Here is a 25139-nt window from a genome sequence, read left to right on the forward strand (position 1 = left end):
GATGAACATGTCTTTTTCGCCGCTCGGCGACTTAGCAATCGTCATTGAGCTTGGCACTGAAATCAATGAACAGACCGAGCAGCAGGTCAGAAAAGTTGTGGCTTTGCTGGAAAACAAAAAACCCGGATGGATGATTGAATTGGTTCCTGCTTTTGTGACGGTTGCGGTCTTTTATGACCCTCGCCTGGCGGTATACGATCAAGTAAAAATGGAACTTGGGGGTCTGTTGGCCAATCTCGTGGAGGACATTCCTGCTGAATCCCGAACAGTGGAAATCCCTGTTTGTTATGGCGGGGAGTTTGGTCCCGACTTGGAATTTGTAGCGCGGCACAACAAGTTGACGCCGCGTGAAGTAATTGACATCCACACTGCGGGGACGTATTCGGTTCACATGATTGGCTTTGCTCCTGGCTTTCCGTTTATCGGCGGCATGTCTGAGAAAATTGCAGCGCCGAGACGCGATTCCCCGCGGATTCGCATTCCGGAACGGACAGTTGGCATTGCGGGGATGCAGACCGGTGTTTATCCGATTGAGACTCCCGGCGGCTGGCAGTTGATCGGCAGAACCCCGCTTCGCTTGTTTCGGCCTGAAAACGACATCCCCAGCCTGCTGCGCGCAGGCGACAAAATAATTTTTACGGAAATTTCAGAGGGCGATTATTACGCATGGGAGGAGGATGCAGATGCTGAACATCCTTAAAGGCGGACTGCAGACCACAGTTCAGGATTTGGGCCGGACTGGCTTCCAAAAATACGGTGTTATTGCCAGCGGTGCTATGGACCCTTTTGCGCACCGCCTAGCCAATTTATTGGTCGGCAATAATGAACACGATGCAACTCTTGAAATCACACTCGTGGGGCCTGTTATTGAATTTACCGAAGATGCGCTCATTGCTTTATGCGGCGGGGACTTGAGCCCCCGGTTAGATGGCCAAGCCCTGCAAACATGGCGAACCCTTGCTGTCTCGAAAGGCAGTACTTTGACGTTTGGTGAGCCTCGCATTGGAGCTCGCTGCTATTTAGCCGTCGCCGGCGGCATCGACGTACCGGTTGTGATGGGCAGCCGCTCCACTTACTTGCGTGCCGGAATCGGAGGATTCCAAGGACGCGCGCTGGAAAAAGGTGACCAGCTTCCTATAGGTAACAGTACACAGCAGCAGAAATCGTTGCAGCAACAGAAATCGTTGCAGCAACAGAACGAAAGCGAGTTTGATTGGCTTGTGGCGCCTGCGCGTTACTATGAAGAACCGGTAATCCGAATGATGCCGGGCAGGCAATTCGATTTATTCGACGATGACAGCAAAAAGAAAGTTTTCACTGAACCGTTTGCCGTTTCTTTAAACTCAGACCGCATGGGCTACCGGTTGGAAGGTGCTTCTCTATCCTTGGAAACACCGGCAGAATTGATTTCGGAGGCAGTGGCTTTTGGCTCGGTACAGGTTCCTGCAGATGGCAACCCGATAGTCCTGATGGCAGACCGCCAAACAACCGGCGGCTATCCCAAAATCGGGCAAGCAGCCGCTGTCGACCTGCCGCTCATCGGCCAATTAAAACAAGGACAGCTGCTGCGCTTCAAACCAATTTCTGTGGCAGACGCCCAACAGCGCTGGATTGAGCAGGAACAATCAATTCGTCAAATAAAAGCCGCTATCCAATTAAAATGGGAGGAACGGACATGAAGCATCAAGTGGATTTGAACTGCGATATGGGGGAAAGCTTCGGTGCCTACAAAATGGGCAATGACGAAGAAATACTTGATTACGTAACATCAGCAAATATTGCCTGCGGCTTTCATGCCGGAGATCCCGCGACCATGCGCCGAACCGTCAAATTGGCGCTCGAAAAAAATGTCGGTATCGGGGCTCATCCAGGGTTACAGGATTTGGTCGGATTTGGACGCCGGAATATGGCCTTGTCGCCTCAAGAAGCCTATGATCTCACTATCTATCAAATTGGAGCCCTGGCTGGATTTGTGAAAGCTGAAGGCGGCCGCCTGCAGCATGTCAAAGCACATGGCGCCCTGTACAATATGGCGGTGAAAGATGCAGCCTTGGCCGAAGCCATTGCAGAAGCTGTTTATAAGATCGATCCGGAACTGGTGCTGTTCGGTTTGTCCGGCAGTGAACTGGTTAAAGCCGGCCAGAAAATTGGGCTGCGGACTGCCAATGAAGTGTTTTCAGACCGCAGCTATCAAGCAGACGGCTCCTTAACGCCGCGAACTGAAAGCAACGCATTGATTACAGACTCCCGTATAGCCATTGACCAGGTTATCCGAATGGTCAAAGAAAACAAAGTAGCCACTGTTGAAAACAAAGATGCCGAACTTCTGGCAGAGACCATCTGCATTCACGGGGACGGCGTTCATGCCCTAGATTTTGCTATCCAAATTGCCAAATCATTAAAAGAGGTTGATATCGAGATTCTAAAAGTGAGTGAATTTGTTTGACCCGAATAAACCAACTGCTGATCTGGAACTAAAAGAAATTATCAACCTAAAAAAGGCATTGTCCATCTCGGGACATTGCCTTTTTTATGCAGTAAAGCTTCACTTGTTTAACTCCTGCCCAATCAATTCAACAATCTTATCGAAATAAACGGCACTGTGCGGCACTAAATCTTCTAAGCCAATCACCTTTTTAAAACATCTCTTGCTTCCGCCCTTCAGGATTTCAAACCCTTCAATCACGGCACGTTCTTTTTTTCCTGACACTAAATCCGCAAATGCCTCAAAATCCAGTTTGCCAATGCCGGCCACTTCCTCCAACTGCAACTCAAACCTTAAGTCCATGTTTTCTAAGTTCGTATATAAAAAGCAATGGCAACGCTCATTATCCAGAAATCCAGGCAAAGCCAGTTGATCTTTAATCATTCCAATTGAAATCAACTCCGCAAAGTCCACCCTAATTCCAAGCTCTTCTCTTACTTCCCGGATCCCCTCTTCAACCGTTTCACCTGCCAATAAATGGCCCGCTGCTGCAATATCAAATAGCCCAGGAAAATCCTTCTTTTCGTTGCTTCGCAGCTGAAGATAAACAACATACCTGCCGCCTTGTTGTCCAGCTACCCAGCAGTGGAAAGTTTCATGCCAATAGCCTTTTTTGTGCACAGTCTGCCTGTCTGCAATGCTCTGAGGGGTTCCTTGTTCATCGTAAATCTGCAGTTTTTCTGTTTCCATATTCGCACTCCTTTTTTGAGCACAGCAAACAAGCCAGCTGATTGCTCGGCTGGCTCCTGTCCGCTGCTCTGCATTTTCTTGCTACGTATACTGGTTAAAGCGGGCATCTTCCGGAGTGACATGCTTGATGAACACAAGATCCTCTTCTGTAATGTCCGGAACAAAAAACTCAGTGCCCCAATTCTCTGAGGAGAAAACATGCTGTTCTTCCCTGCTCAGAAAAACAGAAAACCATTTAAGTTTTTTCTTTCTGCTGACATGATGGGTTATGAGAAATTCAGCAATGTCCAACGTCAAGAGGCCAGAAAAGATAGTCATGCCTTGTTTGACGCTAATATCGAATGGCCGGGGCAAGCTGGACGTGAGTTCTTCAATGGTTTCCGTTTCCTCGTCAAAGCAATGAATTTCAAAGAGATCGGATTTGGCCAGAAAATACTCCATCAACAGGAGCCAGTAGTCATAATTCCCGCTCGCCGGCACCCGCTCTGTTTCCCGGCCAGCGACAAATTCTGTAAGTTCGAATTGCAATTGTGTTTTTAATTCCATGCATCCCCACCTGCCCTTTTCCCTCTGTAACGCATGACTATACTGCGTTTAAGCGCTCAATCACTCCAACCACTTCGTTCAAGCCGTCCACTTCTCCATTTGCCCCGAGGCAGCTCCAATGTTCATCTTTTTTCCAGATGGTCTTTAAACCGGCTGCTTTTGCCGCTTGGATGTCGTTTTTCGGGTGGTCCCCGACATAGACTGCTTCCTCTGGTAAAACGCCTAAGCTTGTCAGCGCTTTATGGAAAATGGCAGGATCCGGCTTGGCCATGCCTTCCCATTCGGAGATCAGAATTTCGTCAAAATGCTCTTCGATTCCCAAAGCCTGAATATTGTTCAGCTGAAACTGCCCTCGTCCATTAGTAATCATGCCTAACCGCAGGGACTGCGAAGACAGGTCTTCAAGCATCCTGGCCAAATCTGCAAACGGTACACAATGATATTTAAAGTTCATCACATAGTCTTCCAGCAAGGTTTGCCAGTCTACCCCGGTAATCCTAAATTCTTCGATCAACTGCTGATAAACGCGGTCTTTCCATACATAGCCCTTGGCATCCAATGCGATAAACCGCTCAATGAAAAGATCTTTCGGTATATGTTGCATAGTTTCGGCTAATCGTTCGTATTGTGCCTCTACGAATGCGGCCAATGAACGATCCCGGTCCAATAAAGTGCCATCCAAATCAAAAATAACGGCTTTAATCATCTCATTCTCCTGTCCATCATTCATGGCTCCCCAAATTCAGCCGCTGATAAAAACTTAATGATTCTGCCAGAAACTCTTTATCGTATTGCGTCTTATCATGTATTCTTTCTACCCATTCCTCCAGCGTTTCAATCTCATTATCCGGGTAGAGTCCAGTACGCGTACTCAAAAAACTTTTCCAATTATCAAATTCCCAGTGAACAATTTCGCCAGCTTCCAACAACCGCACTTCAAGCAAAGGCTCCGGATGAATATGCTGTTGGGAGTATTCGGCAGCCGCTAAAAATTCCGTGCGGTCAACCGGCTCCAATGCATAAATCTGATTCGACTGTTTGCCATTTGGCCGGTGATAAATGACTTCTATTCCATTCTCTGCAGCCTTTACCTGAACTTCCGCTCCTGGGAAAAAACCTGAAAGCCTGCCTTCTTTAAACTCCGGACAGGCTGCATCCACCAGGATGGGCTGAATCCATTGGTCACCTAAATCGCATAGAAATCTGCGCGCACGCTGATCCTCAGCTACAACGGCTGCATGAACCCGTTCGGTACCAAGCCCGCTGCCTACTGGATAAGCTTTAACACCTGCCCGATCAAACGCCTCCAACAGCCAAATTGCCAAATCAAAACAATTTCCAGTAATGCCGTAGCGGTTGTGATGTTGCACCATCTGCTCCACGCTGCGCTGTTTTTGTTCACCTGAGCGCTGATAATGCCAGGCCTTCGTCAAAGTCTCCATTGGAAAACCATCAAACTGCTGCCAAACGGAACGTATTTCTTCCGGCGCTTCCATGTTTCCACCTTCCCTTTTTTCGTATGGCTACTACTTCTCTTTCCCGTACCGAAATTCCTTCTGCATGCAAAAAGAGCAAACCCGAAAGTCTGCTCTTTTTGTATCGAATGAAATTGTGTCTTACTCTGCAGGATTCCCTTTTCGCTGGCGAATCTGGTAGTAATTCAACTGCTTGAATAATTCGGAAGAAGTTCCTTGGTCTACTGCAAAGGCCACACCGTATTCCACCAAATCTTTTCCGGTTATTTTACGAACAATTTTTCCATCTAATAAAAAAGCACTATCCAACACTTCAAAGCTGCAGCTTACATGCTCTTTCAATGGAATGTTTAAAGCGGAAGTAAACACAAGCCCGCCGGCACTAATATTATAAATTTCAATAGGCACAAATCCGCTGCCATAAACTGATACTTTGCCATTCATGGCTTCGTTGAACCTGACCCTAAAAAACTCCCGACGATTGTCTGACATTTCGTCCTCTCCATCCTTCATCACATATATAAATTGACAAGCAGTCCTTTGATTTCTCCGACTAGATCCAAAGTACCAATTCCCTCTTCTTCATTATTCAATAGTTGGTCTTGAATTTCAATCAATTTTTTATCTATTATTTTAACGATTTGTTGGGACTTCATGCCGCCGGCTGGGTGCTGGCTTTGCTCGTCGGATAATTGAAGGCCGTAACGGATAGATTCGCTGACAAACTGCTTGACGGTGTTTTTATAGTTCAAGACATTTTCAAGTGTCCGCTGATTGGCCAGTTTCTGTCCTTGCGCATCGACCCGCCCCATCAGCTGGCTCAAAGAATCATTGTGCAGCTTGGAATGAGATTTTTTCATGGCATTCGAAAAAAGTTCACCGGTCTTTGTTTCCGTAACTTGTTTCGAAAGCCGCTCATTCGAAATATTGCTTTGGCTTTCAATGCGCAAATAAAGGACCTCCTCTTAGTTGTAATTGCTTTGCCGTTTGTTTTTCATGTTTACAATTAGCTCTACTTTTCCATAATCCATTTGGAGCACTTTAGCGATTTGTTTTGAAGAAAATCCTTGTTTGGAAAGCTGAATTACTTTTTCTGTTTCCACTGGATCCTTTTCAGCAATTTCTGCTTCTTCAAGTACTGTAGGCTCTTTGTTCTCTAAATGGTCTACGCGCTTCATCAGCTTTTGTTCGCTTTCTTTTATATACGCAATTAATTTATCGTAAAGTTCATCATTTTCTTTTTCAAGTTGGATCACAAATGCTTCCATGCTTTCGTGAATTCCAGCCGGGTCTTCCTCGGGCTGCTGTTGCTTTTTAAGAGACAGCAGCAGTTTTACATTCATCAGCAGCAATAAGATTATTGTTGCAATCAATAGCCACTCCATGATCATCACCTTGGCCTTCTGTTCCTTATTTCACTGTTAGTAATTATCGTGTACGGATAAAATCGAAGCGTGCAAGCGCAGCATTGCTTTTGAATGCAGCTGCGAAACTCTTGATACACTGACACTCAAAATTTCAGCGATTTCGGTTAATTTCATGTCTTCAAAATAGCATAAGGAAACCGTCAGTTTTTCTTTTTCCGGCAACCGGTCAATCGCTCTCACCAACGATTCTTTGGTCATTTGCTCAGACATGTGGCGTTCGGGCGAGTTGGCGTAGTATTTCCCCAACGCACCGCGTTCTTCAAAGTTTTCATCATCCATTGAAATCATGGTGGATAAAGCGGCTTCCGAGACAGCTTTATTGAGCTCCGCTTTAGTAATGCCGAGATAAGAACTGACTTGTTCATCCGAGACGGAAGCATTATTTTGCTGCTCCAGCAGGAGATAGGCTTTTTCAATTTTCTTCACTTTGTCTCTGACGGACCGCGGAAGCCAGTCACTGTTTCGCAAACCGTCAATAATGGCACCTTTGATGCGCCAAGATGCGTATGTTTCAAACTTTAAATCCCGCTCTATATTGAATTTGCTTAAGGCATCCAGCAGACCTTCGTAAGCATAGCTGCGGACGTCATCTTTTTCCACAGTTTTAGGCAAACTGATCATGAATCGTTGAATCACGTAATCGACCAAAGGAAGATACTGTTCAACCAAGTATTCGCCAGCTTCCGGGTCTTTGTGTTGTTGCCAATCGCTCCAGCAAGTAAGTTCTTCTTTGGATAATTTAGGATTCAGCATGATTTTCACCACCATTTCCAAGCGGCAAGCCGCTCTTATTTAAACAGGATTTTCATAATGAACCCTTTCAGGCCCAGTTTATAAGGAACGGGCAACTGCAGAAATTCGCGTGCCACTTTGCGGATGGCGGTCGCTGACGGACTATCCGGGTATGCAAGCAGAAGCGGCTTTTGTCTTTTCACTGCTTCTGGAATGCGCGGATCACTTGGAATGGAACCTAAGGTGCCGATTTCTTTGCTCAGAAACTGTTCCGTTACGTGTTTAAAGTTATCGGCTGTCTGCTGTCCTTCACGTGCACTGGTCGATTGATTGATTACCAGCTTCATGTGGACATTGGGATCTTTTCCATGAACCATCTTAACGACAGAGTAAGCATCGGTGATGGATGTCGGTTCGGGTGTTGTCACCAGGATGACGTCATCAGCTGCCAGAATAAAACGCAGGTTTTCGTAAGACAATCCTGCTCCCGTATCCAGAATGATGTAGTCCACTTGTCCTTGCAGCGTGCTCAGTTCTCTAAAAAACTTCTCCAGTTTAAGGTCGTCCATACGAAACAAATCATTAAATCCGTTGCCCCCTGAAATAAACAGCAAGCCATTGGGGCCTTCTTCAATAATATCCTGTGCGGCCAGATCTTTTTCGATCATTGTTGCAATCGTTTCACGTGGTGTGCGGCCAAGCAGCACATCGATGTTTGCAAAGCCGAGATCGACATCGAATATGAGCACTTTTTTGTTTTGTTCTACCAGGCTTAGCGCAAAATTCAACGCAAAATTGGATTTCCCCACTCCGCCTTTGCCGCTTGTAATGGCCAGAACACGCGTTTTTCTCGTGGGTTTTCGATCATTTTTCTTAAAGTGCTTTGCCATCATTTTTTCTCTTAATTCATTCGCCTGGTCAAGCATGATTTTCTTCCCCCATTATAAAATCTGCAACCAACTCAGAAGTGACTGTTAAAATATCGTCTGGAACGTTTTGGCCATTGGCGATGTAGCGGATGGGGATATCGTAATGAGAGATCAAGTTCAAAATGGCGCCGGAAGAACTCGTTTCGTCTTTTTTGGTCAACAACAATTCATCCATAGCAATCGATTGAAAATTATCAATGATTTTTTTCATGTCTTCGTATTTAGCAGTCAGGCTGAGCACCAAGTTTATTTGGACTTTGCTGTTATCCGGCAATAATCGTTCAAGCTCTTCAATATACTGCTGTTGCTGATAATTGCGGCCAGCGGTATCCATTAAAATAATGTCGCATGCTGCAAAGTCCTCAATTGCATTTTTCAGTTCTGCTGCTGAATCCACTACTTTCACTGGCAAATTCAAAATGCTGCCGTATGTCTTCAACTGCTCCACTGCAGCAATCCGGTAAGTATCGGCAGTGATCAAGCCCACTTTTTTGTCTCTTGTCAGCATGTAATCCGCTGCAATTTTGGCGATTGTTGTAGTCTTTCCGACACCTGTCGGGCCAATAAAACAAATAATTTCAGGATCTTGAACGGCGAGCGCCGGCTGCTGTTGATCAATCGAGGCAAGAATTTCTTCACGCGCGGCTGACCATACTGTTTCTAACGCAGGGTCAGCCTTGTCGTCCAAGTTCGAAATGATCTTTGCGATCAATTCGGTTTGAATGTCTTCTGCTACTTCCTGTGCAGTCAGATGCTTTTTCAATAACTGAAATGCGGCGGGCAGTCGGTCTTCTGTCATTTGCTGCATCATGAATTGTTTGATGTTTTTCAATTCGCTGATCAATTCGGTTGCGGTTTCCCTTTGAACAGCTGGCTGCTTAGCTGGCTGTTCTTTTGGAAATTCTGCCGGCACGCGTGCTTGTTCACTTTCTTGCTTTGCTATTGGATCAATTGCTGCAGTAACTTCCAATTTTTCCTGCTGGAAAAACCCTAAAAAACCGCCTGTTTTTACTTTTTTCGTATTCAAAATCATGGCGTCTGCGCCTAAATCCCGCTTGATCAACGGAATTGCTTCCGTCATCGTAGCTACTATATACGTTTTTAGCCTCATGAGATGTTAACCACTCCAACACTTTGAATTTCAATTTCAGGTTCCAGCTCGTTGTACGATAGCACCGGCAGGTCAGGCGCAAAGCGCTCGACAAACTGCCTCATGTAAATACGAATGGCAGGAGACGTCAGCAGGATCGGCTGTACACCGGTTTGCTGAAGCTGTGCAGCCTGTTCCGTAATCTTCTGGAAAATGGTTTGGGAAGATTCCGGGTCGATCGACAAGTAATTGCCTTGCTCTGTCCGGTGCACAGAGTCGGCAAATTTTTTCTCGAGGCTCGCCCCAGCTGTAATGACTTGAAGCGGCTCTCTTTGTGTCGTGTATTGCAGCGTGATTTGCCGCGATAAAGATTGGCGGACATATTCTGTCAACAGGTCGGTATCCTTTGTTTGCGAAGCATAGTCGGCCAAGGTTTCCAAAATGACCAGCAAGTTGCGGATCGATACTTTTTCTTTCAACAGCTTCATTAACACTTTTTGAACTTCTCCAATGGTCATCAGTTGCGGAACCAATTCTTCCACAACGGCCGGTGAGGTTTCCCTTACGTTTTCAATCAGTGATTTGACTTCCTGTCTGCCAATCAATTCATGGGCATGGCGCTTGATCACTTCCGTCAAGTGAGTCGAAACAACAGACGGCGGATCCACAATGGCATAACCGGCCATTTCAGCTTCTTCTTTCATTTCTTCATTGACCCACAGCGCTGGCATGCCAAAAGCAGGTTCAACCGTTTCGATGCCTTCTACTGCTTCGTCATCAATTCCCGGGCTCATGGCCAAGTAATGGTCGAGCATGATTTCTCCGGATGCGACCCGGTTGCCTTTGATCTTAATAATGTATTCGCTTGGCTGCAGCTGAATGTTATCGCGAATCCGGATAACCGGAACCACAATGCCAAGCTCCATTGCACATTGCCGGCGAATCATAATGACACGATCCAACAAGTCGCCGCCCTGGTTTTTATCGGCAATCGGGATTAAGCCATAGCCAAATTCAAATTCAATGGCATCAACGTGAAGCAAATCGATGACGCTTTCTGGGCTTTTCATTCCTTCGATCTCTTTTTCGTCTTTGCCTATTTCCACTTCCTGCTTTTCCTCGGATTTCAAGGTCTTCTGCATCTGGAAAGCACCGTAAGCAATCACTCCGGCAATCGGCACAACCAGCATCGGGCTGATTGGCGTAAACACCGCAAACATTACAAGGGTGGCGGCGACAATATACAGCATTTTCGGATAAGCGAAAAGCTGCCTCGTAATATCTGAACCTAAGTTGCCGTCCGATACTGCACGCGTTACAACGATACCCATCGCAGTCGAGATCAACAAGGCTGGAATCTGCGAAACCAAACCATCACCGATTGATAGCAAAGTGAACAGCTGCGCGGCTTCTCCAAATGGCAGTCCGTGGACCATCACACCGATCAGCAAGCCGCCGATAATGTTGATGATGGTAATGATGATGCCGGCAATCGCGTCTCCTTTAACGAACTTGCTGGCACCATCCATTGCTCCATAGAAATCGGCTTCCGAGCTGACCTTCTCACGTCGGCTCTTGGCTTCTTGATCCGAGATCATTCCGGCGCCAAGATCGGCATCGATGCTCATCTGTTTACCTGGCATCGAATCAAGCGTAAATCGTGCAGCAACTTCAGCTACTCGCTCTGATCCTTTGGTGATGACCAGGAACTGGATGATGACCAGAATCAGGAACACCAAAATCCCGATAATGGCACTGCCGCCAACTACGAACGAACCGAAAGTTTCAATCACCTGTCCACCCGTTTGGTTGGTCAGGATCGAGCGTGTTGTCGAGACGTTCAAGCCAAGACGGAATAAAGTAGTTAGTAGTAATAATGTAGGAAATATAGAAAATTGCAGCGGTTCTTTCGTATTCATTGCCACTAACAGGATCGTTAAGGCGAGGCTGATATTAATCATGATTAATACATCTAGCAAGAGCGGCGGAAGAGGGATAACCATCATTACAACAATCATGATGACGGCTACCATAATGGCATAATCTCTTAATTTCACGCGGTTCCCTCCTCTTTCTCGTTCATCGGATTTTTCCTTTTAAGCGGTAAATATATGCTAATACCTCTGCCACGGCTAGAAACAATTCTTCCGGCACGGTATCCCCAATTTCAACTTGGGCATACAATGCACGCGCGAGAGGCTTATTTTCCATCGTCACAATTCCAAGTTCTTTTGCTTTTTCTTTAATTTTCAAGGCCAAATGATCTTTGCCCATCGCGATGATGACCGGAGCCGCCATCGTTTCGGCATCGTACTTGATGGCGATTGCATAATGCGTCGGATTGGTGATCAGCACATCCGCGCCCGGCAAATCCTGAATCATGCGATTCATGCTCATTTGCCGCTGCTTGTCTTTTATTTTTGACTTGATGAGCGGATCGCCTTCCGCTTTTTTGTATTCGTCTTTAATGTCCTGCTTGGACATCCGTATACCTTTTTCAAATTCGTATTTCTGGTAGATGTAATCAAGAACGGATAAACACAGCAGGATAATCCCTGCAACAAGGCCCATTTGGAACACGAGCGAGCCGATAAAAGATAAAGAATAACTAATGCTTTTCTGTGACAGGGAAAACAACTCTTCTTTGCCGAGCCACAATACACCAAATGCTGCGCCTCCGATAATGGCAATCTTCAGCATGGATTTCCCCAATTCGACTAAGGCGCGAGCAGAGAATATCCGTTTTGCGCCTTTGATGGGATCCATTCGTTCGAGCTTTGCCATGATTGGATCGGTTGAAAAGATTGCGCCAACTTGGATAAAGTTTCCGAGAAAACCGAAAACCATGCCAATCAGCATAATCGGCAGCATGAGCCAGAATGCGTTCATGGCCATTTGTTCAAATAAAGTCCGAATGGTCGCCGGCGTTATTTCCCAGGAAATATATTGCGTGAAATGAATCCGGTAAATAGCTAAGATTCGGTCCAGCATCCAGCCGCCCAAGGAATTCAGCAGCAGGATGCCACCCAGAATAATCATGGCGGCGGCGACTTCCGGACTTTTGGCTACCTGCCCCTTCCGCTTGGATTCATCGCGTTTTTGCGGTGTCGCTTTTTCAGTTTTCTCACCGGCAAAAAACTGCAGGTCCAAGCGATACCTTTTTACCACTTACGTTCCTCCTAATAAACTGATTAACTGAGACATACTCACCAAAATTTTCTCAAAGAGAATCTGCAGGATGAAGAAGAACACCGGCATGGTTAGAAACAGCATGATAAAACCAACAAAAATCTTCAATGGCAAACCGACAGCAAAAATATTCAGCTGCGGAACCGTTTTTGCTAAGATGCCAAGTGCGACATCGACCAGAAATAAGGCACCAACAATCGGCAGCGCAATCTGGAGGGCAATTAAGAACATATCTGTGAACAAACCAGTCATAAATTGAGCGATGTCTTCTGCTTTCACCGTGATTGCCAAACGCTCTACCGGAAACACGCGCAGGCTATGCATGACGCCGTCTAGCATTAAATGGTGCCCGTTAGCTGTCAACAGGAACAAGAGCGCCATCATGTACTTAAAATGGCCAATGATTGGCACTTGCGCACCTGTTTGTGGATCCAGCACATTGGCCATGGAAAATCCCATCTGAAAATCGATGAACGCTCCAGCAATCTGAACGGCGTATAGCAGCAACGCCGCTGTGAATCCAAGCGCCAATCCAGTGCCAAGTTCTTTGAGAATCAATAAAATATAAGAAGAGTCTATTGGGATTGTTTCGCCCATCGGCAATGTTGAAACAGCAACAAATGCCAGAAAAGCAGCAATGCCAATTTTAAATTGCGCCGGTACGCCCCGCATGGAAAAAATGGGAGCAATTAAGAAAAAGCTGCTCAGCCGGATGAGCATCAATAAAAAATAAGGAAGTATGTTAAAAATCATTTCCATGCCCGCTTACCCGATGATTCTTGGCAGCTGCTGAAACAGGTCTCTAGTATAATCCAGCAGCAATGTCAGCATCCACGGCCCGAAGACCACGAGCGAAATGAAGACCGCCAGTATTTTGGGTATGAACGCCAGCGTCTGTTCCTGGATTTGCGTCATCGCCTGGAAGACGCTGACCAATAATCCAACCGCCAACGCTATCAGCAGCATGGGCGCTGAGATGAGGATAATGGTAAAAATCGATTGTTCGGCTAGTTTGATCACCATATCTGGAGTCATCGTTTTCTTCCCTTCGTCAAAAGCTGACAAGCAGCGATTCGATTATTAAGTACCAGCCATCCACCAGAACAAACAGCAAAATTTTAAACGGCAGTGAAATCATGACCGGCGGCAGCATCATCATCCCCATTGCCATCAACGTACTGGCGACCACCATATCGATGATCAGAAAAGGAATAAAGATGACAAACCCGATTTGGAACGCAGTTTTCAACTCACTGATGGCAAATGCCGGAATCAGTGAAGTCAACGGAATTTCTTCAATGGTGTCGGGTTTTTCCAGCTCTGCGTATTTAAAGAACAAAGCCAAATCTTTTTCCCGTGTGTTTTGCGCCATAAATTCCTTTAACGGGAGAATGGCGGTATCTAACGCTTCCTGCTGTTCCATCTCGCCGTCTAAATACGGCTGCAAGGCAGTTTCATTCATTTCCAAGGCAATCGGCGACATGATGAAGAATGTCAGAAACAGCGCTAAACCAACCAATACTTGGTTTGGCGGCATGGATTGCGTACCGAGTCCGGTCCGGACAAATGACAGCACGATGATGATTCGTGTAAAGCTGGTCATCATAATGAGAATCCCGGGGGCCAGCGATAACACCGTCAACAGGAAGAACAGCTGAAGGGTTGTCGAGACATCCTCAGGCGATTCTCCGCCAAAATCAATGCCCGGAATATTAATAGTTGATAAAATTTCCGGAATCATAGCGGACGTCCTTCCTTGTCTTTCTGTTCTTCCCCAAGCTCATTTTGGAGCGCTTGCTGCTTGGCTTTTTGCTTGTTCAGGCTTTGATTGAACAGCTGGTCAAAACCCTTTCTTTGCGGGTTTTTCGAAAAGTTGCCGATTTTCTTTTTCGTAAAGTCAACCAGATTTTTGGAAAGTGCTGGCTGCTGGTTTTCAAAATCCTTTTCGATGCTGGAGATTTCCGCTTCATCTGAAAACTCTTTGATCAAGCTCACTTCATCCCCGACACCAATCAAGTACATTTGGCCGCCAACTTTCACCAGTTGAAGCGATTTATTGTTGCCAAGCGGTGTGCCGCCCATCAGTTTAACTGCCTGATTTGGCATGAGATTTTTTTGGCGTGCCGCTAAAAACTTAATCAGGCCGTAAATCATCGCCACAACCAACAGCGTATAAAGCACCAACTGAACAAGAATACCAGCCAGGCTTTTTTCTTCCACCGGCGCCGCCTCTACAGGGTCTGCCGGCGTTTCTTCTGCAGGCTCGTCGTTGTTCAGCCATTCCACCACGTTTGGGTTGGCCTGAGCAGCTGCAGGAGACGACAGTGAGACAACTAATAAGACAGTCATAAGCATTGTGATGTATACAAAAATAGATTTGTTCAATCTCGACAAACTCCTTCTATCCGGCATTAACGCAGTTTCGAGATACGCTCTGCTGTGCTTAGTACGTCTGTTACGCGGACACCAAAGTTTTCATCAATGACGACGACTTCTCCGACTGCGATTAGCTTGTTGTTGATCAGGATATCAACAGGTTCTCCAGCTAATTTATCCAGTTCGATGATGGACCCCTGTGAAATTTCCAAAATATCTTTGACCATGCGCTTTGTACGGCCAAGCTCAACGGTTACTTGAAGCGGGATATCCAAAAGCATGTTCAAGTTATTCGGTTCTGACTGAGTTGTTTCCGTATTGTCAAAACTGGAAAACTGAACATTTTGTACGGTTGGTGTTGATGCTGTAGATTCTGTTGGCTGGTTATCTGAGTGCTTTGGCATTTCGCGTATCTCCTCTATTTCTTCTTCGTCCACCGACTCGGTTAGGATACCCGCCAGTTGTTTTGCCAGCGGTACAGGAATGCACAGCTGAAAATGGACTTTTTGCTTACCGCCAACGTTCAGCTGAAACTCTGCTGCTGCAAACCATTGTTCTTTTGTAAAGTTGCCTAATGGAAAAACGCTGTCCTTTTCAACAATGTCCATACCGGACAACGAGTGGGAAATGTCCAGCTCCAAAAGTGCTGACATGCATTGCGCCACGGAATCGAACATTTTGCCGATCATATCCTGAACAGCTTGAAATTCCTTTTCTTCTGCTGCCTCGTCCAATACGGCCGATAGCGCTGCGTCGATTTCTTTTTTGGATACGCCCAAAACTTGTATTCCAGTAGCTGCTCCTGCGTATTCACTCAATGCTACGTAAAAAGGTGCAGTTGTAGAGGCGAACACGCTCTCTCTGTCTATGATCATGACAGTTGGAGCCGTTACGAAAACCTGTTCTGAAAGTTGTGCAGTCAACACAGCTGCAGATCCGCCTAATGAAGCGTTCAACAGTTCTGTGACTGCCTCTGTTTCCATTTGGGATAATGAACTTTCAGGCATCGCCTTCCCCCCTGTCTTGTTGAGATTCAGTAACCCTGCGCGTTCTTCCGGAGATGGTTGATTAGTTGTCATCGTTACCCGCTCCTTGTGCTGCTACTTCTGTTACTTGTACAGCCATTCGGCCTTTTGAAATGCCGGGCTGTGCATAAAACTTCAGCTTGTCATCTACCTGGAGCATAACAGGTGCATCATACGACTCATTCATGCGAATGACGTCTCCATTTTTCAGGTTTAAAAAATCCCCAAGCTGGATCATTGACTTGCCAAGCACTGCTTTAATTTCCATCTTGGTACCTTGCAGTTTTTCTTCCAATGCTTCCAGTTCATGTGTTTCAATGGATTTTTTTTGATTGGCTAGCCAATGCTTCGCTGACAGCTTCGGCAAAATCTGCTCCAGTACGACGTGGGGCAGGCAAATGTTGATAATGCCTTCCACCATGCCGACCTTTGTGTGCAGCTTAACGAGAATGACCGTTTCGTTAGGTGGTGACATGGTCAAAAATTGCGGATTTACTTCAATTTCTTTAAGTTCCGGATATAGCTTTAATACGGATGCCCAAGCTTCTTGAAAGCAATCCAGTGACTTTGCAAATACACGCTCAATGACACTGATTTCGATTTCAGTCAAATCGTTGTCTTTATCCAAAATATTGCCTTGTCCGCCGAGAAGACGGTCGAACATCACATAGGCAACCTCCGGGGAGAAGTCAATAACCATGCTGCCCTGCAACGGGTGGGCTTCAAAAATTCCCAAAATCGATTTTTTCTCAACGTTTTGAATAAATTCCTGGTAGGAAACTTGTTCAACGGATGTTACTTGAATCTGCACAAACGTTCGAAGCTGCGCGGAAAAATAAGAAGTCAGCAAGCGAGCAAAGTTTTCATGAATCCGAGTCAGTGTACGTATTTGGTCTTGCGAAAAACGCAAGGCTTTCTTAAAATCATAAGTTTGGACACCCTTTTTCTTTTCAATAGCTTTAGGCGCTTGCTGGCCCATTGCCGAAAGGATGGTTTCGATATTTTCTTCTGATAACACATCTGTCAACTTGGTTGCCCCCTCATTCGTCCAGGTTCGGCTCATGCAAACGAGGTAAAATGTTCAGTTTCCGATAATACACGGTCACTTTGTCCATAACTTCCTCTATCGTTTCCAGTACATGGACTTTCTTGCCAGTTGTTAACGTCACCACAGTGTCCGGTGTCGATTCCAACCGTTCAATATATATGGCGTTTAAGACGATCGGTGATCGGTTTAACCGGGTTAATTGAATCATATGGATTTCTGAGTGAAGCCTATGCCCCACTCAGCCTAAGCCCCCTCTATTAACGTTTCAGGTTCACAACTTCCTGCAGAATTTCATCAGAAGTTGTAATCGTTCGTGAGTTTGCCTGGAATCCACGCTGTGCGATGATCATTTCAGTAAACTCTTCCGTTAAGTCAACGTTGGACATTTCAAGTTGTCCAGATCCGATTTCTGTGTTTTTTGCTGTTGCTGTTTGAATATTAATACCGTTCGCGCTGGCCATTTCTGTCATCTGGTACAATGAACCACCAAATTTACGAAGGCCTGCTGGATTTTCAGGTGACGATACGCCTACAGATGAAAGAGTTGTTTCAGTGCCATCTGCTTCTTTGCCGATTACTTCACCCAAACGATTAATACTAAACGAATCATAAAGATCCGCATCAATTTCGATTGGTTGTCCAGTACTGTCTAACACGTTATAACCTTGTGCTGTTACCAAGTTGCCTTCAGCTGTTACCGTAAAATTACCTGCACGCGTTAAATACTGCCCTTCGACTCCTGGAGCTTCCGGGTCTTGCACAACGAAAAATCCATCACCCATTATCGATAGGTCTGTACCAACTCCTGTAGACATTGTTGAGCCAGCATTGTGGTTGACATTTACAGCAGCCATCGACGATCCCAAGCCGATCTGCATTGGATTGGCACCACTATTCGACATGTTTTGGCTTAACAAATCTTGAAAATTGATTGTGCTTTTTTTGTAGCCGATTGTATTGACGTTGGAAATATTATTCCCGATGACATCGAGCTTCGTTTGAAACCCTTTCATACCTGAAATTCCTGAGTACATTGAACGCAACATTTAATTTTCCCCTTTCAAGAATCTTCTGCTATCCAGAATGGATCAGACGATTTCTTGTTGATTTGTGGTAGCTGTTTGTTTTTCAATCCGTTGAATGGACTCAATTGGCACTTTTACATCCGATCCTTCAAGTTCTGCAAGCAATTCGCCGTTCTTGCTGGACAATGCTTTAACAATTCCTTCGCCTGAGCCTGTTTCTGACTCCCATTTAACTGAAGTGCCGATTAAGTGTGCGTAATCTGCTAGTGAAGAGCTGCCTTGATTGCTGACAAATTGCGTCATGGTCTTGTTTAAGTTGGTCAATTGCTCCAAGCTCGTAAACTGAGCCATCTGGCCAATAAATTCGGTATCTTTTAATGGCTCCATTGGATCTTGGTGCTTCATTTGAGTGACCAAAATTTTCAAGAAAGCATCTTGTCCAAGTGCATTTGTTGCTTCCTTGGCAGCTGGGGCTGGTGCAGCAGCTGCTGCGGTTGTTGCGGTCGAGATGTTCATCAAAACACCCTCTCTTCTATACTGTGTAATCCACTTTCATCAACTGGCCAACCGAAGGCTGCCTGTCAGCGGCCTTTTCTTCTTCAGGCAGGAAATAGCCATTTTTTTCTTGTTTGCCGGCTCCATTTCTGGATTGCTGGGAAAATCGTTGTTCGGTAGGGGAATGTTGCTGACTGAAAGGCTGCTGCGAACTTTGCTGCAGCACTTCGATTTTTTCAACGGCTACGCCTTGCTGTACTAACGAAGCTCTGAGTTGATTGAGCTGAAGTTCAAGTGCTTCTTTTGCCATCGGTGTGCTCGCCATAATTTGAGCAGCCAGCTTGCCATTCACTGATGTCAGAAGAATTTCCAGATGGCCGAGATGTTCCGGGAAAATATTGACGCGCATTTTCATGCCTTCTGCAGTCTCTGCCATGCGCATCGAGTTTTTCAACATACCACCCAAGTCTTCAAGCAGATTGGATAGCCGGACTACTGGTGCAGGAGGTAGGTTGGCTTCTATCCGCACTTGGTTGCCGGCAGCCTTTGCCGCTTCAGCCGTCATACTGGTGGCTGGCTGGACAGTTGTTTCTTGAGCTGGTTTGCTGTCAGTTGTTACTTTTTGTGACTGAAGTTCTTCAGCACTTTGAAGTTTTACGGATGGCTGAGGTGCAACTTCTTCTGTTTGTTGAGGCGTTTCTTGTGTTTCAACAGGGACTTTTGGAAGTTCTTTGACTGGTTTTAGGATTTCATTTAAAAACCTTGGAATATCATTTACCGATTTGACTCCTTCAACCGGCATTTCCTGGCTAATTAGCTTTGCTTGTTGAGCTGTTAAAGCCTCTTTTTCAAGAACGCCAATCAGCTTGTCGAGCTGTTTGGAAATTTCGGGCATATCGGCAAGGTTGAGGTTGTTTGCTTGTGTTGCTGCTTCTTTAGCCGTCGAACTTCCTGTGGACTGTGCAGATGCTACGCTCGAGAGAACTTGCAGCTTTTGCTGGATGTTTTCGAGCAACTCAAGCAGTTTGGCAGAAGCATCTGCAGCGTCTGTTGGACTGCCAGTCGTCTGGACGGATGTTACAGAAACTTGTGCATTTGCAGCTTGCAGCTCCTGCAATTGGAGAATTGCGTATTGAAGCTCTTGCTGTTCAACTGTCTGCTCTTCGACCGGGATTTCTTGCAGGAGCGTTAGCAACGATTCCAAGCTTTCCATCACTTGGTCTGCCGGAAGCTGTTCTTCACTTGGCAGCTCTGCTTCGGTACTCAATGAAGTTAACAAAGAAGCAAACACGTCCTGGTCTTGTTGAGCCGGTACAGCGGTTTTTTTGGCTGCCGTCGAGATGCTTTGTGGAAATGATAGTTTTAAAGCTTCCATTTGCTTAACTTCCTTCCGCTAAGCTGTTCGCTTTAGCCATGCGATAAAATCGGGTACTTGCCATTTCGTCAAAAAAGCTCTGCTCCGCTGCTTTGCTTTCTTCTTTGAAATGATTTAACTTCTGCTGTTTTAAGTTTTCCCAAGTTTTTTCTTCCTGCGCTTTTTTCTGCAGCAAGCCTTGAGACGTTGAAACATTTTTCTGCAAATACTCCAACTCTCTCTTAGAAGACAGCGATTGATCCTGGAGCTGATGGATATATCCCTCCAGCATTCTCAATTCTGAAATATTAACGCCGCTTTGCTGCTTGGTGTTTTTCAATTGTTCGATATCGCTGATTTGGCTTTGAATGGCTTTGTTGCGCCGGTGTCCCACTTCGTGCTGTTTAATGGCTTCAGCCATTTGGATCTGCGCAAAGCCCTTTTCATTTTCTTTTAAATCCAATATTTTTTGAAACCGAAAGTTGAATTGTGTCAGTTTAATCGCCCCCAAATTGTGCTGATAGCCGCTCTATGCTTTCTTCTAGCTTGGCTTTTTCGTAGATATCTTGCTGCAAGTACTCTTTGATCAGTGGATGCGATCGAATCGCATCATCAATCTCTTTATTGGCGCCGCTCTTGTAAGCACCGATGTTAATCAGGTCTTCTGAAGTTTCATAAGCTGCCAACAAGCGTTTGAATTCCCGTGCTGCCAACTGATGTTCTTCCGACACGACTTCATGCATGACCCGGCTGACGCTGGCCATGACGTTGATCGCTGGAAACTGGCCTTTTTGGGCAATTTTTCGATCCAGCACGATGTGGCCATCCAAAATCCCACGCACTGCATCAGCAATTGGTTCATTCATGTCGTCGCCATCCACCAAAACGGTGTAGAAAGCCGTAATGGAACCTTTGCTTGAAGTACCGGAGCGCTCCAGCAACTTTGGCAACAAGGCAAAGACGCTTGGTGTGTAGCCTTTACTGGTCGGCGGTTCACCTACCGCCAGTCCGACTTCCCGCTGTGCCATGGCAAAACGGGTAACCGAGTCCATCATCAACATGACATTTTTTCCTTGATCTCGAAAATATTCGGCAATTGCGGTCGCTGTCAGTGCTGCTTTAATGCGCTGCATCGGTGTCTGGTCCGAAGTTGCTGCCACTACCACAGATTTTTTCAATCCTTCAGGACCGAGGTCACGCTCAATAAAATCACGCACCTCGCGCCCTCGTTCGCCAACTAAGGCGATGACGTTGATATCGGCTTCGGTATTGCGGGCAATCATGCCCATCAATGTACTTTTTCCGACGCCGCTTCCGGCAAATACCCCAACACGCTGGCCTTGCCCAACGGTCAGCAACCCATCAATCGCACGGACACCGACTTCGAGCGGTTTATCAATGCGTGGACGCTTTAGCGGATTGGGTGGTGCATTGTTCGTGGAATACTTTTTCAATCCACGCGGCAATAAACTTTCATCCAGCGGCATTCCCGTTCCATCCAGGATTTTCCCCAAAATGGAGGGACCAACTTTGATTTGAAGCGGGCCTCCTGTGGCGACTACCAAGCATCCTGGACCAACTTGCGACAAATCCTGCAGCGGCATCAACATGATTCGATTTTCTCTAAAGCCGACTACTTCTGCTTCAATCGGCGGTTCATTGCGGTTCGGATACAAGAGGCAAAGTTCGCCGATTTTTGCGTTTGGCCCACGTGATTCGATCGTCAATCCAATAACCTGGATCACTTTCCCATGCTTTTGGATGGGTTCAATGTCATTCAGCAACTCCAAATATTCATCTTCCCACAAGTTCATCGTTGGTTTTCTCCTCACAATAAGCGAGCAATTGGCTTTTGATTTCATCCAGTTGATTGTCGACTGTGGCGTCGTAAGATCCGCTCACCGTGTGAATCCGGCAACCGCCAGGCGACAGATTTGCCACTGGAACCAGTTTCAGTTCGGAATCGGCTTTAATATAGGTCTTTAGCTCTTCTAAAAATGGAATAATCATCGGGTAGTCTTCAGCGGAAACTTGCATCGTCACATCTTCCGATTCCTCTACCTGCTTTAATGCATGCTGGATGATGTGCAGCAGCTGCTTCGTGTCTTGGCTAAGTTCATTATGAATAATTTTTTCAGCAACTTTGACACTTAAGGACAACAAGAAAGGTTCGGCCTGCTGGATAATGTTCGTTTTTTCTTCATAAGCCGTTTCCAGCAAGCGGGTCATTTCCATCCGTTTTTCAACGCTGTTCTGTTCCGCTTGTTGAAGGCCTTCCAAAAATCCGGCTTGAAATCCTTGCTGCTGTGCTTCTTGCGCCAATGCTTCAGCATGTTCAAGCGCTTCACGCTGCTTTTCATGCCACCATTCGCTGATTTCCTGCTGCGCAGTTTGCTGATCGGTCACTATCTGATTTTGCAATTGCTCCTGACGAGTTTCCAATTCAGCGATTTCCTGCAGCAATTGCTGGCGCTGCTGCCTTGGATCCAATTCCTGTTCACTGAAAATGGTTCGTTTCATTTCAATCTTTCGGGTTTGGATAATTTTTGTCTCGCTGGATGGCGTTTGTGAAAGACGAATGATGTTAGACAATCACTTCATCCCCTTCACCGCCGCGGGATACGGCGATCTCCCCTTTTTCTTCCAGGCTGCGGATCAATCCGACAATGTTGGTTTGTGCATTTTCGACATCTTTCAGCTTCACTGGCCCCATGACTTCAATTTCTTCACGGATTACATCTGCTCTACGCGACGACATATTGCGGTAGATGCTGTCTTTCACTTCGTCACTTGCTACTTTCAAGGCAAAGGTTAAATCAGCATCGCTTACTTCACGCACAATGCGCTGAATTGAACGGGTGTCCAGATTGACGATATCTTCGAAAACGAACATGCGCTTCTTGATTTCCGCAACCAAATCCGGGCTGTCACCTTCAAGTTCAGACAAAATTGATTTTTCTGTACCCCGATCGACGTTGCTCAAGACACGGACAATCGCTTCGACTCCACCGGTAGCTGTGTAGTCCTGTGTTCCTGTAGCGGTCAATTTCCGTTCCAAAATCTGTTCTACTTGATGAATGACATCCGGTGATGTGCTTTCCATCAAGGCAATTCGTCTGGCCACTTCTGCCTGTTTCTCGTTCGGCAGCTGCGACAGAATCTGCGATGATTGCTTGGCGTCCAAGTAGGACAACACCAACGCAATGGTTTGCGCCTGTTCATGCTGCAAAATATTTAAAATTTGAATGGGATCTGCTTTTCGCGCAAAGCTGAACGGCTTTACTTGAAGCCGGTTGGATAGGCGATTAATGGTGTCCATTGCCTTGTCTTTCCCCAACGCCTGCTCAAGAATATTGCGGGCATAACCCAAACCGCCTTCATTCATATAATCCTTTGCCAAAACCATTTCATAAAATTCATCGATTACTTCTTCTGTCTGGCTGTTCTTTAATTGACGGACATTCGAAATTTCCATCGTCAATTGGTCGATTTCCGGCTCAGTCAGCTGCTTAATAATTTCTACAGAGATATTTGGCCCCAGTCCCACCAATAAAATGGCCACTTTCTGAATGCCTGTTAATTCGTTCATATGTCTAACCATTGGCTACTCTCCTAGTCATCTGCCATCCATGTCCGCAACAATTTAGCAAAGTCATCAGGTCTTCCTTTGGCAAGCTTTTCAATCGTTCTTCGTTTAGGATTTTCTCTGGAACTAAACTCGGATAAATCGGATTCGTCTTCTTCTATTTCGATGTTATTAGACTTGGCCAATGCCTGTTCGAATGCTACAAAGTCATATTCTTCTTCGAGCACTTCTTCTTTCTTCCTTCTGCGAAGCAATAGCAATGCAATGACGATGATCAACACTAAGACAACTGCTGCGGCAATGACAAGAAGCAAGTTGTTTGGTATACCCGCCAGGAAGGTTTCTGCTTGTTGTTCTTCCTCAAGTTCCGGACGTCCTTGGAATTCGGTTGCGAATACAGAAATCCGGTCTTCCAGCTCCACTTCAGTTGCAGCAAATTCATTCATGCTTAATGACGTACTCACTGCATTCTTCAAGAGATTGCTGATGTCCGTTACATTTTCCTGTGTTAAGCTGGCCGGATTTTCCGGAATTGGCGGCTCTACTCCCACATTGATCGTAATGTCGTCAATCACGTAAGGGCTCATTTCAATTTGACGGTTGATCCGGTTGACTTCACTGTTGATTCGTTCTTCCGTTCTCTCCGACTCGCTGTTTCCAGCACCGTCCAAACCTGGATAGTTGGCAACTTCTGTTTCACCAGTGCCAGCCGCATCTTCAACAACCACGCCTTCACTTGAATACGTTTCGACGATGCGTTCCACGCTAATATCCAAACCTTCGTTGTTTTCAATATCAACGGGTTCAACCAATTGCTCTTCCCGTTTTTCTTTTGTGAAATCGATATTCGTCATAACAGAAACGACCACTTTGTCCTGTCCAAGCAATAAGCCGAGCATTTGCTGTAGCTCACGCTGAATGTCTTGTTCGATGCCTTTTTGAATTTCACGATGCTGCTGGTATACCGACAGATTGGTATCGGCCTGTTCAGCATCCTGCGCTTCAAACACTTGGCCGTTCTGGTCCATAATGACAATTTGTTCAGCTGGCAAACTTGGAACCGATTTGCTGATCAAGTGATACAAACCATTTACTTGCTTTTGGTCCAACTGAAATGTGGGATCGCCTTGAACCACAATAGATGCTGTAGATGTCTGTTCTTCGTCCGTAATCCACACGTTTTCTTTCGGCAGCGTAATCATGACATTCGCTTCTGTCACACCATCAATTTGTTCTATTAAATACGCCAATTCGTTTTGCATAGCGTCCCGTTCGACCACATCAAAATGGCGATCGGTCATTCCGAGACCCATGTTTTCGCTGAATATGCCGTAATTGACATTGCCGTTCTCCGGTATGCCTTCTGCAGCCAGGCTGACTTTTAAGTTTGCCAGTTGCTCTTCAGGTACGCTGATTGTTTTGCCATCGGCCGATACTTCCACCGGAATGGCCTGTGCTTCTATCGCCGTCTTAATCTCGCCTGCTTCGGCTGGTTCCAAATTCGAATACAGCACCGAAAACTCAGAGCGGTTATTGAGAAAAACAAAAACAATCAAAATAATTAAGGTAAGAAAAAAGGAACCGATCACAGCCCATTTTGTGACAGGAGAAAAACTGGTCCATGACTCGGTTAACTTGGTTTTATATACGGAAACCTTCTCTTTCAT

General features: G+C 45.9%; 30 protein-coding genes. 3 read left to right on the forward strand and 27 right to left on the reverse strand.

Translation table 11 applies throughout. The features are described from left to right. The first annotated feature begins 1 nt into the window (after window position 1). Genes pxpB through AC4EG4_RS14310 form a run of 3 tightly spaced genes read left to right on the forward strand, consistent with a single transcriptional unit; the run spans window position 2 to window position 2446 of the window. Entirely contained in the window at window positions 2–700 is a 699-nt protein-coding gene (pxpB, locus tag AC4EG4_RS14300; RefSeq protein WP_490988195.1) for a 5-oxoprolinase subunit PxpB, read from the forward strand. Further along, a complete protein-coding gene (locus AC4EG4_RS14305) occupies window positions 684–1679 on the forward strand; it encodes a 5-oxoprolinase subunit C family protein (RefSeq protein ID WP_490988196.1) in 996 nt (331 codons plus the stop codon). Before pxpB ends, AC4EG4_RS14305 begins: the two co-directional genes overlap by 17 nt. Next, window positions 1676–2446, forward strand: coding sequence for a LamB/YcsF family protein (locus tag AC4EG4_RS14310; RefSeq protein ID WP_490979432.1), 771 nt, complete (start codon window positions 1676–1678; stop codon window positions 2444–2446). Before AC4EG4_RS14305 ends, AC4EG4_RS14310 begins: the two co-directional genes overlap by 4 nt. 99 nt (window positions 2447–2545) lie before the next feature. Here AC4EG4_RS14310 and AC4EG4_RS14315 read toward each other — a convergent pair whose 3' ends face one another. The 27 genes from AC4EG4_RS14315 to fliF all read right to left on the reverse strand — a co-directional run bounded on the left by AC4EG4_RS14315 (window position 2546) and on the right by fliF (window position 25139). Then, a complete protein-coding gene (locus AC4EG4_RS14315) occupies window positions 2546–3175 on the reverse strand; it encodes an NUDIX hydrolase (protein WP_490988197.1) in 630 nt (209 codons plus the stop codon). 81 nt (window positions 3176–3256) lie between these two features. After that, entirely contained in the window at window positions 3257–3721 is a 465-nt protein-coding gene (locus tag AC4EG4_RS14320) for a hypothetical protein (protein ID WP_490979430.1), read from the reverse strand. Window positions 3722–3758: 37 nt separating this feature from the next. Continuing rightward, entirely contained in the window at window positions 3759–4427 is a 669-nt protein-coding gene (locus AC4EG4_RS14325; RefSeq protein WP_490988198.1) for an HAD family hydrolase, read from the reverse strand. A gap of 16 nt (window positions 4428–4443) precedes the next feature. Then, a complete protein-coding gene (locus tag AC4EG4_RS14330) occupies window positions 4444–5217 on the reverse strand; it encodes a hypothetical protein (protein ID WP_490979428.1) in 774 nt (257 codons plus the stop codon). 120 nt (window positions 5218–5337) lie between these two features. After that, window positions 5338–5688: a PilZ domain-containing protein gene (locus tag AC4EG4_RS14335; protein ID WP_490979427.1), complete on the reverse strand. Its 351-nt coding sequence runs from the start codon at window positions 5686–5688 to the stop codon at window positions 5338–5340. A gap of 20 nt (window positions 5689–5708) precedes the next feature. After that, window positions 5709–6146 (reverse strand): YaaR family protein, encoded by a 438-nt coding sequence (locus AC4EG4_RS14340; RefSeq protein ID WP_490988199.1) that lies wholly within the window; start codon window positions 6144–6146, stop codon window positions 5709–5711. A 15-nt stretch (window positions 6147–6161) separates the two neighbouring features. Beyond that, window positions 6162–6587, reverse strand: a complete 426-nt coding sequence (locus tag AC4EG4_RS14345; protein WP_490988200.1) for a DUF6115 domain-containing protein — start codon at window positions 6585–6587, stop codon at window positions 6162–6164. A 30-nt stretch (window positions 6588–6617) separates the two neighbouring features. After that, a complete protein-coding gene (locus tag AC4EG4_RS14350) occupies window positions 6618–7376 on the reverse strand; it encodes a FliA/WhiG family RNA polymerase sigma factor (protein ID WP_490979424.1) in 759 nt (252 codons plus the stop codon). Window positions 7377–7411: 35 nt separating this feature from the next. Next, complete coding sequence (locus AC4EG4_RS14355) at window positions 7412–8281, reverse strand: MinD/ParA family protein (RefSeq protein ID WP_490979423.1); 870 nt, start codon at window positions 8279–8281, stop codon at window positions 7412–7414. After that, window positions 8274–9395 (reverse strand): flagellar biosynthesis GTPase FlhF, encoded by a 1122-nt coding sequence (gene flhF / locus AC4EG4_RS14360; protein WP_490988201.1) that lies wholly within the window; start codon window positions 9393–9395, stop codon window positions 8274–8276. Before flhF ends, AC4EG4_RS14355 begins: the two co-directional genes overlap by 8 nt. Next, window positions 9392–11431: a flagellar biosynthesis protein FlhA gene (gene flhA / locus AC4EG4_RS14365; protein WP_490988202.1), complete on the reverse strand. Its 2040-nt coding sequence runs from the start codon at window positions 11429–11431 to the stop codon at window positions 9392–9394. The genes flhF and flhA overlap by 4 nt, the downstream gene beginning before the upstream one ends. A gap of 22 nt (window positions 11432–11453) precedes the next feature. Next, a complete protein-coding gene (flhB, locus tag AC4EG4_RS14370; RefSeq protein WP_490988203.1) occupies window positions 11454–12542 on the reverse strand; it encodes a flagellar biosynthesis protein FlhB in 1089 nt (362 codons plus the stop codon). Continuing rightward, a complete protein-coding gene (gene fliR / locus AC4EG4_RS14375) occupies window positions 12543–13322 on the reverse strand; it encodes a flagellar biosynthetic protein FliR (RefSeq protein WP_490988204.1) in 780 nt (259 codons plus the stop codon). Between the two features lie 6 nt (window positions 13323–13328). Further along, the gene (gene fliQ, locus AC4EG4_RS14380) at window positions 13329–13598 is read right to left on the reverse strand and encodes a flagellar biosynthesis protein FliQ (RefSeq protein ID WP_142827577.1); all 270 of its coding nucleotides are present in this window, start codon (window positions 13596–13598) and stop codon (window positions 13329–13331) included. Window positions 13599–13614: 16 nt separating this feature from the next. Then, window positions 13615–14304, reverse strand: a complete 690-nt coding sequence (gene fliP / locus AC4EG4_RS14385) for a flagellar type III secretion system pore protein FliP (protein ID WP_490988205.1) — start codon at window positions 14302–14304, stop codon at window positions 13615–13617. Beyond that, window positions 14301–14948: a flagellar biosynthetic protein FliO gene (locus AC4EG4_RS14390; protein ID WP_490988206.1), complete on the reverse strand. Its 648-nt coding sequence runs from the start codon at window positions 14946–14948 to the stop codon at window positions 14301–14303. Before AC4EG4_RS14390 ends, fliP begins: the two co-directional genes overlap by 4 nt. A gap of 26 nt (window positions 14949–14974) precedes the next feature. Beyond that, window positions 14975–16018, reverse strand: coding sequence for a flagellar motor switch protein FliN (gene fliN, locus AC4EG4_RS14395; protein ID WP_490988207.1), 1044 nt, complete (start codon window positions 16016–16018; stop codon window positions 14975–14977). Further along, entirely contained in the window at window positions 16008–16991 is a 984-nt protein-coding gene (gene fliM / locus AC4EG4_RS14400) for a flagellar motor switch protein FliM (protein ID WP_490988208.1), read from the reverse strand. The genes fliN and fliM overlap by 11 nt, the downstream gene beginning before the upstream one ends. Window positions 16992–17004: 13 nt before the next feature. Next, a complete protein-coding gene (locus tag AC4EG4_RS14405) occupies window positions 17005–17250 on the reverse strand; it encodes a flagellar FlbD family protein (protein WP_490979414.1) in 246 nt (81 codons plus the stop codon). A 19-nt stretch (window positions 17251–17269) separates the two neighbouring features. Next, entirely contained in the window at window positions 17270–18058 is a 789-nt protein-coding gene (locus AC4EG4_RS14410) for a flagellar hook-basal body complex protein (RefSeq protein WP_490988209.1), read from the reverse strand. A gap of 42 nt (window positions 18059–18100) precedes the next feature. Beyond that, window positions 18101–18553 carry a flagellar hook assembly protein FlgD gene (gene flgD / locus AC4EG4_RS14415; protein ID WP_490988210.1) on the reverse strand — a complete coding sequence of 151 codons (453 nt, stop codon included), beginning with the start codon at window positions 18551–18553 and terminating at the stop codon, window positions 18101–18103. Window positions 18554–18569: 16 nt separating this feature from the next. Beyond that, window positions 18570–19907: a flagellar hook-length control protein FliK gene (locus tag AC4EG4_RS14420; protein ID WP_490988211.1), complete on the reverse strand. Its 1338-nt coding sequence runs from the start codon at window positions 19905–19907 to the stop codon at window positions 18570–18572. Between the two features lie 4 nt (window positions 19908–19911). Then, the gene (gene fliJ, locus AC4EG4_RS14425; RefSeq protein ID WP_490979410.1) at window positions 19912–20397 is read right to left on the reverse strand and encodes a flagellar export protein FliJ; all 486 of its coding nucleotides are present in this window, start codon (window positions 20395–20397) and stop codon (window positions 19912–19914) included. Continuing rightward, entirely contained in the window at window positions 20384–21700 is a 1317-nt protein-coding gene (gene fliI, locus AC4EG4_RS14430; protein ID WP_490979409.1) for a flagellar protein export ATPase FliI, read from the reverse strand. Before fliI ends, fliJ begins: the two co-directional genes overlap by 14 nt. Continuing rightward, window positions 21681–22478 (reverse strand): FliH/SctL family protein, encoded by a 798-nt coding sequence (locus tag AC4EG4_RS14435; protein ID WP_490988212.1) that lies wholly within the window; start codon window positions 22476–22478, stop codon window positions 21681–21683. Before AC4EG4_RS14435 ends, fliI begins: the two co-directional genes overlap by 20 nt. Beyond that, complete coding sequence (gene fliG, locus AC4EG4_RS14440) at window positions 22471–23487, reverse strand: flagellar motor switch protein FliG (RefSeq protein WP_490979407.1); 1017 nt, start codon at window positions 23485–23487, stop codon at window positions 22471–22473. The genes AC4EG4_RS14435 and fliG overlap by 8 nt, the downstream gene beginning before the upstream one ends. 11 nt (window positions 23488–23498) lie before the next feature. Beyond that, a complete protein-coding gene (fliF, locus tag AC4EG4_RS14445; RefSeq protein ID WP_490988213.1) occupies window positions 23499–25139 on the reverse strand; it encodes a flagellar basal-body MS-ring/collar protein FliF in 1641 nt (546 codons plus the stop codon).

The organism is Planococcus sp. TJ-201 (genome assembly GCF_058268495.1).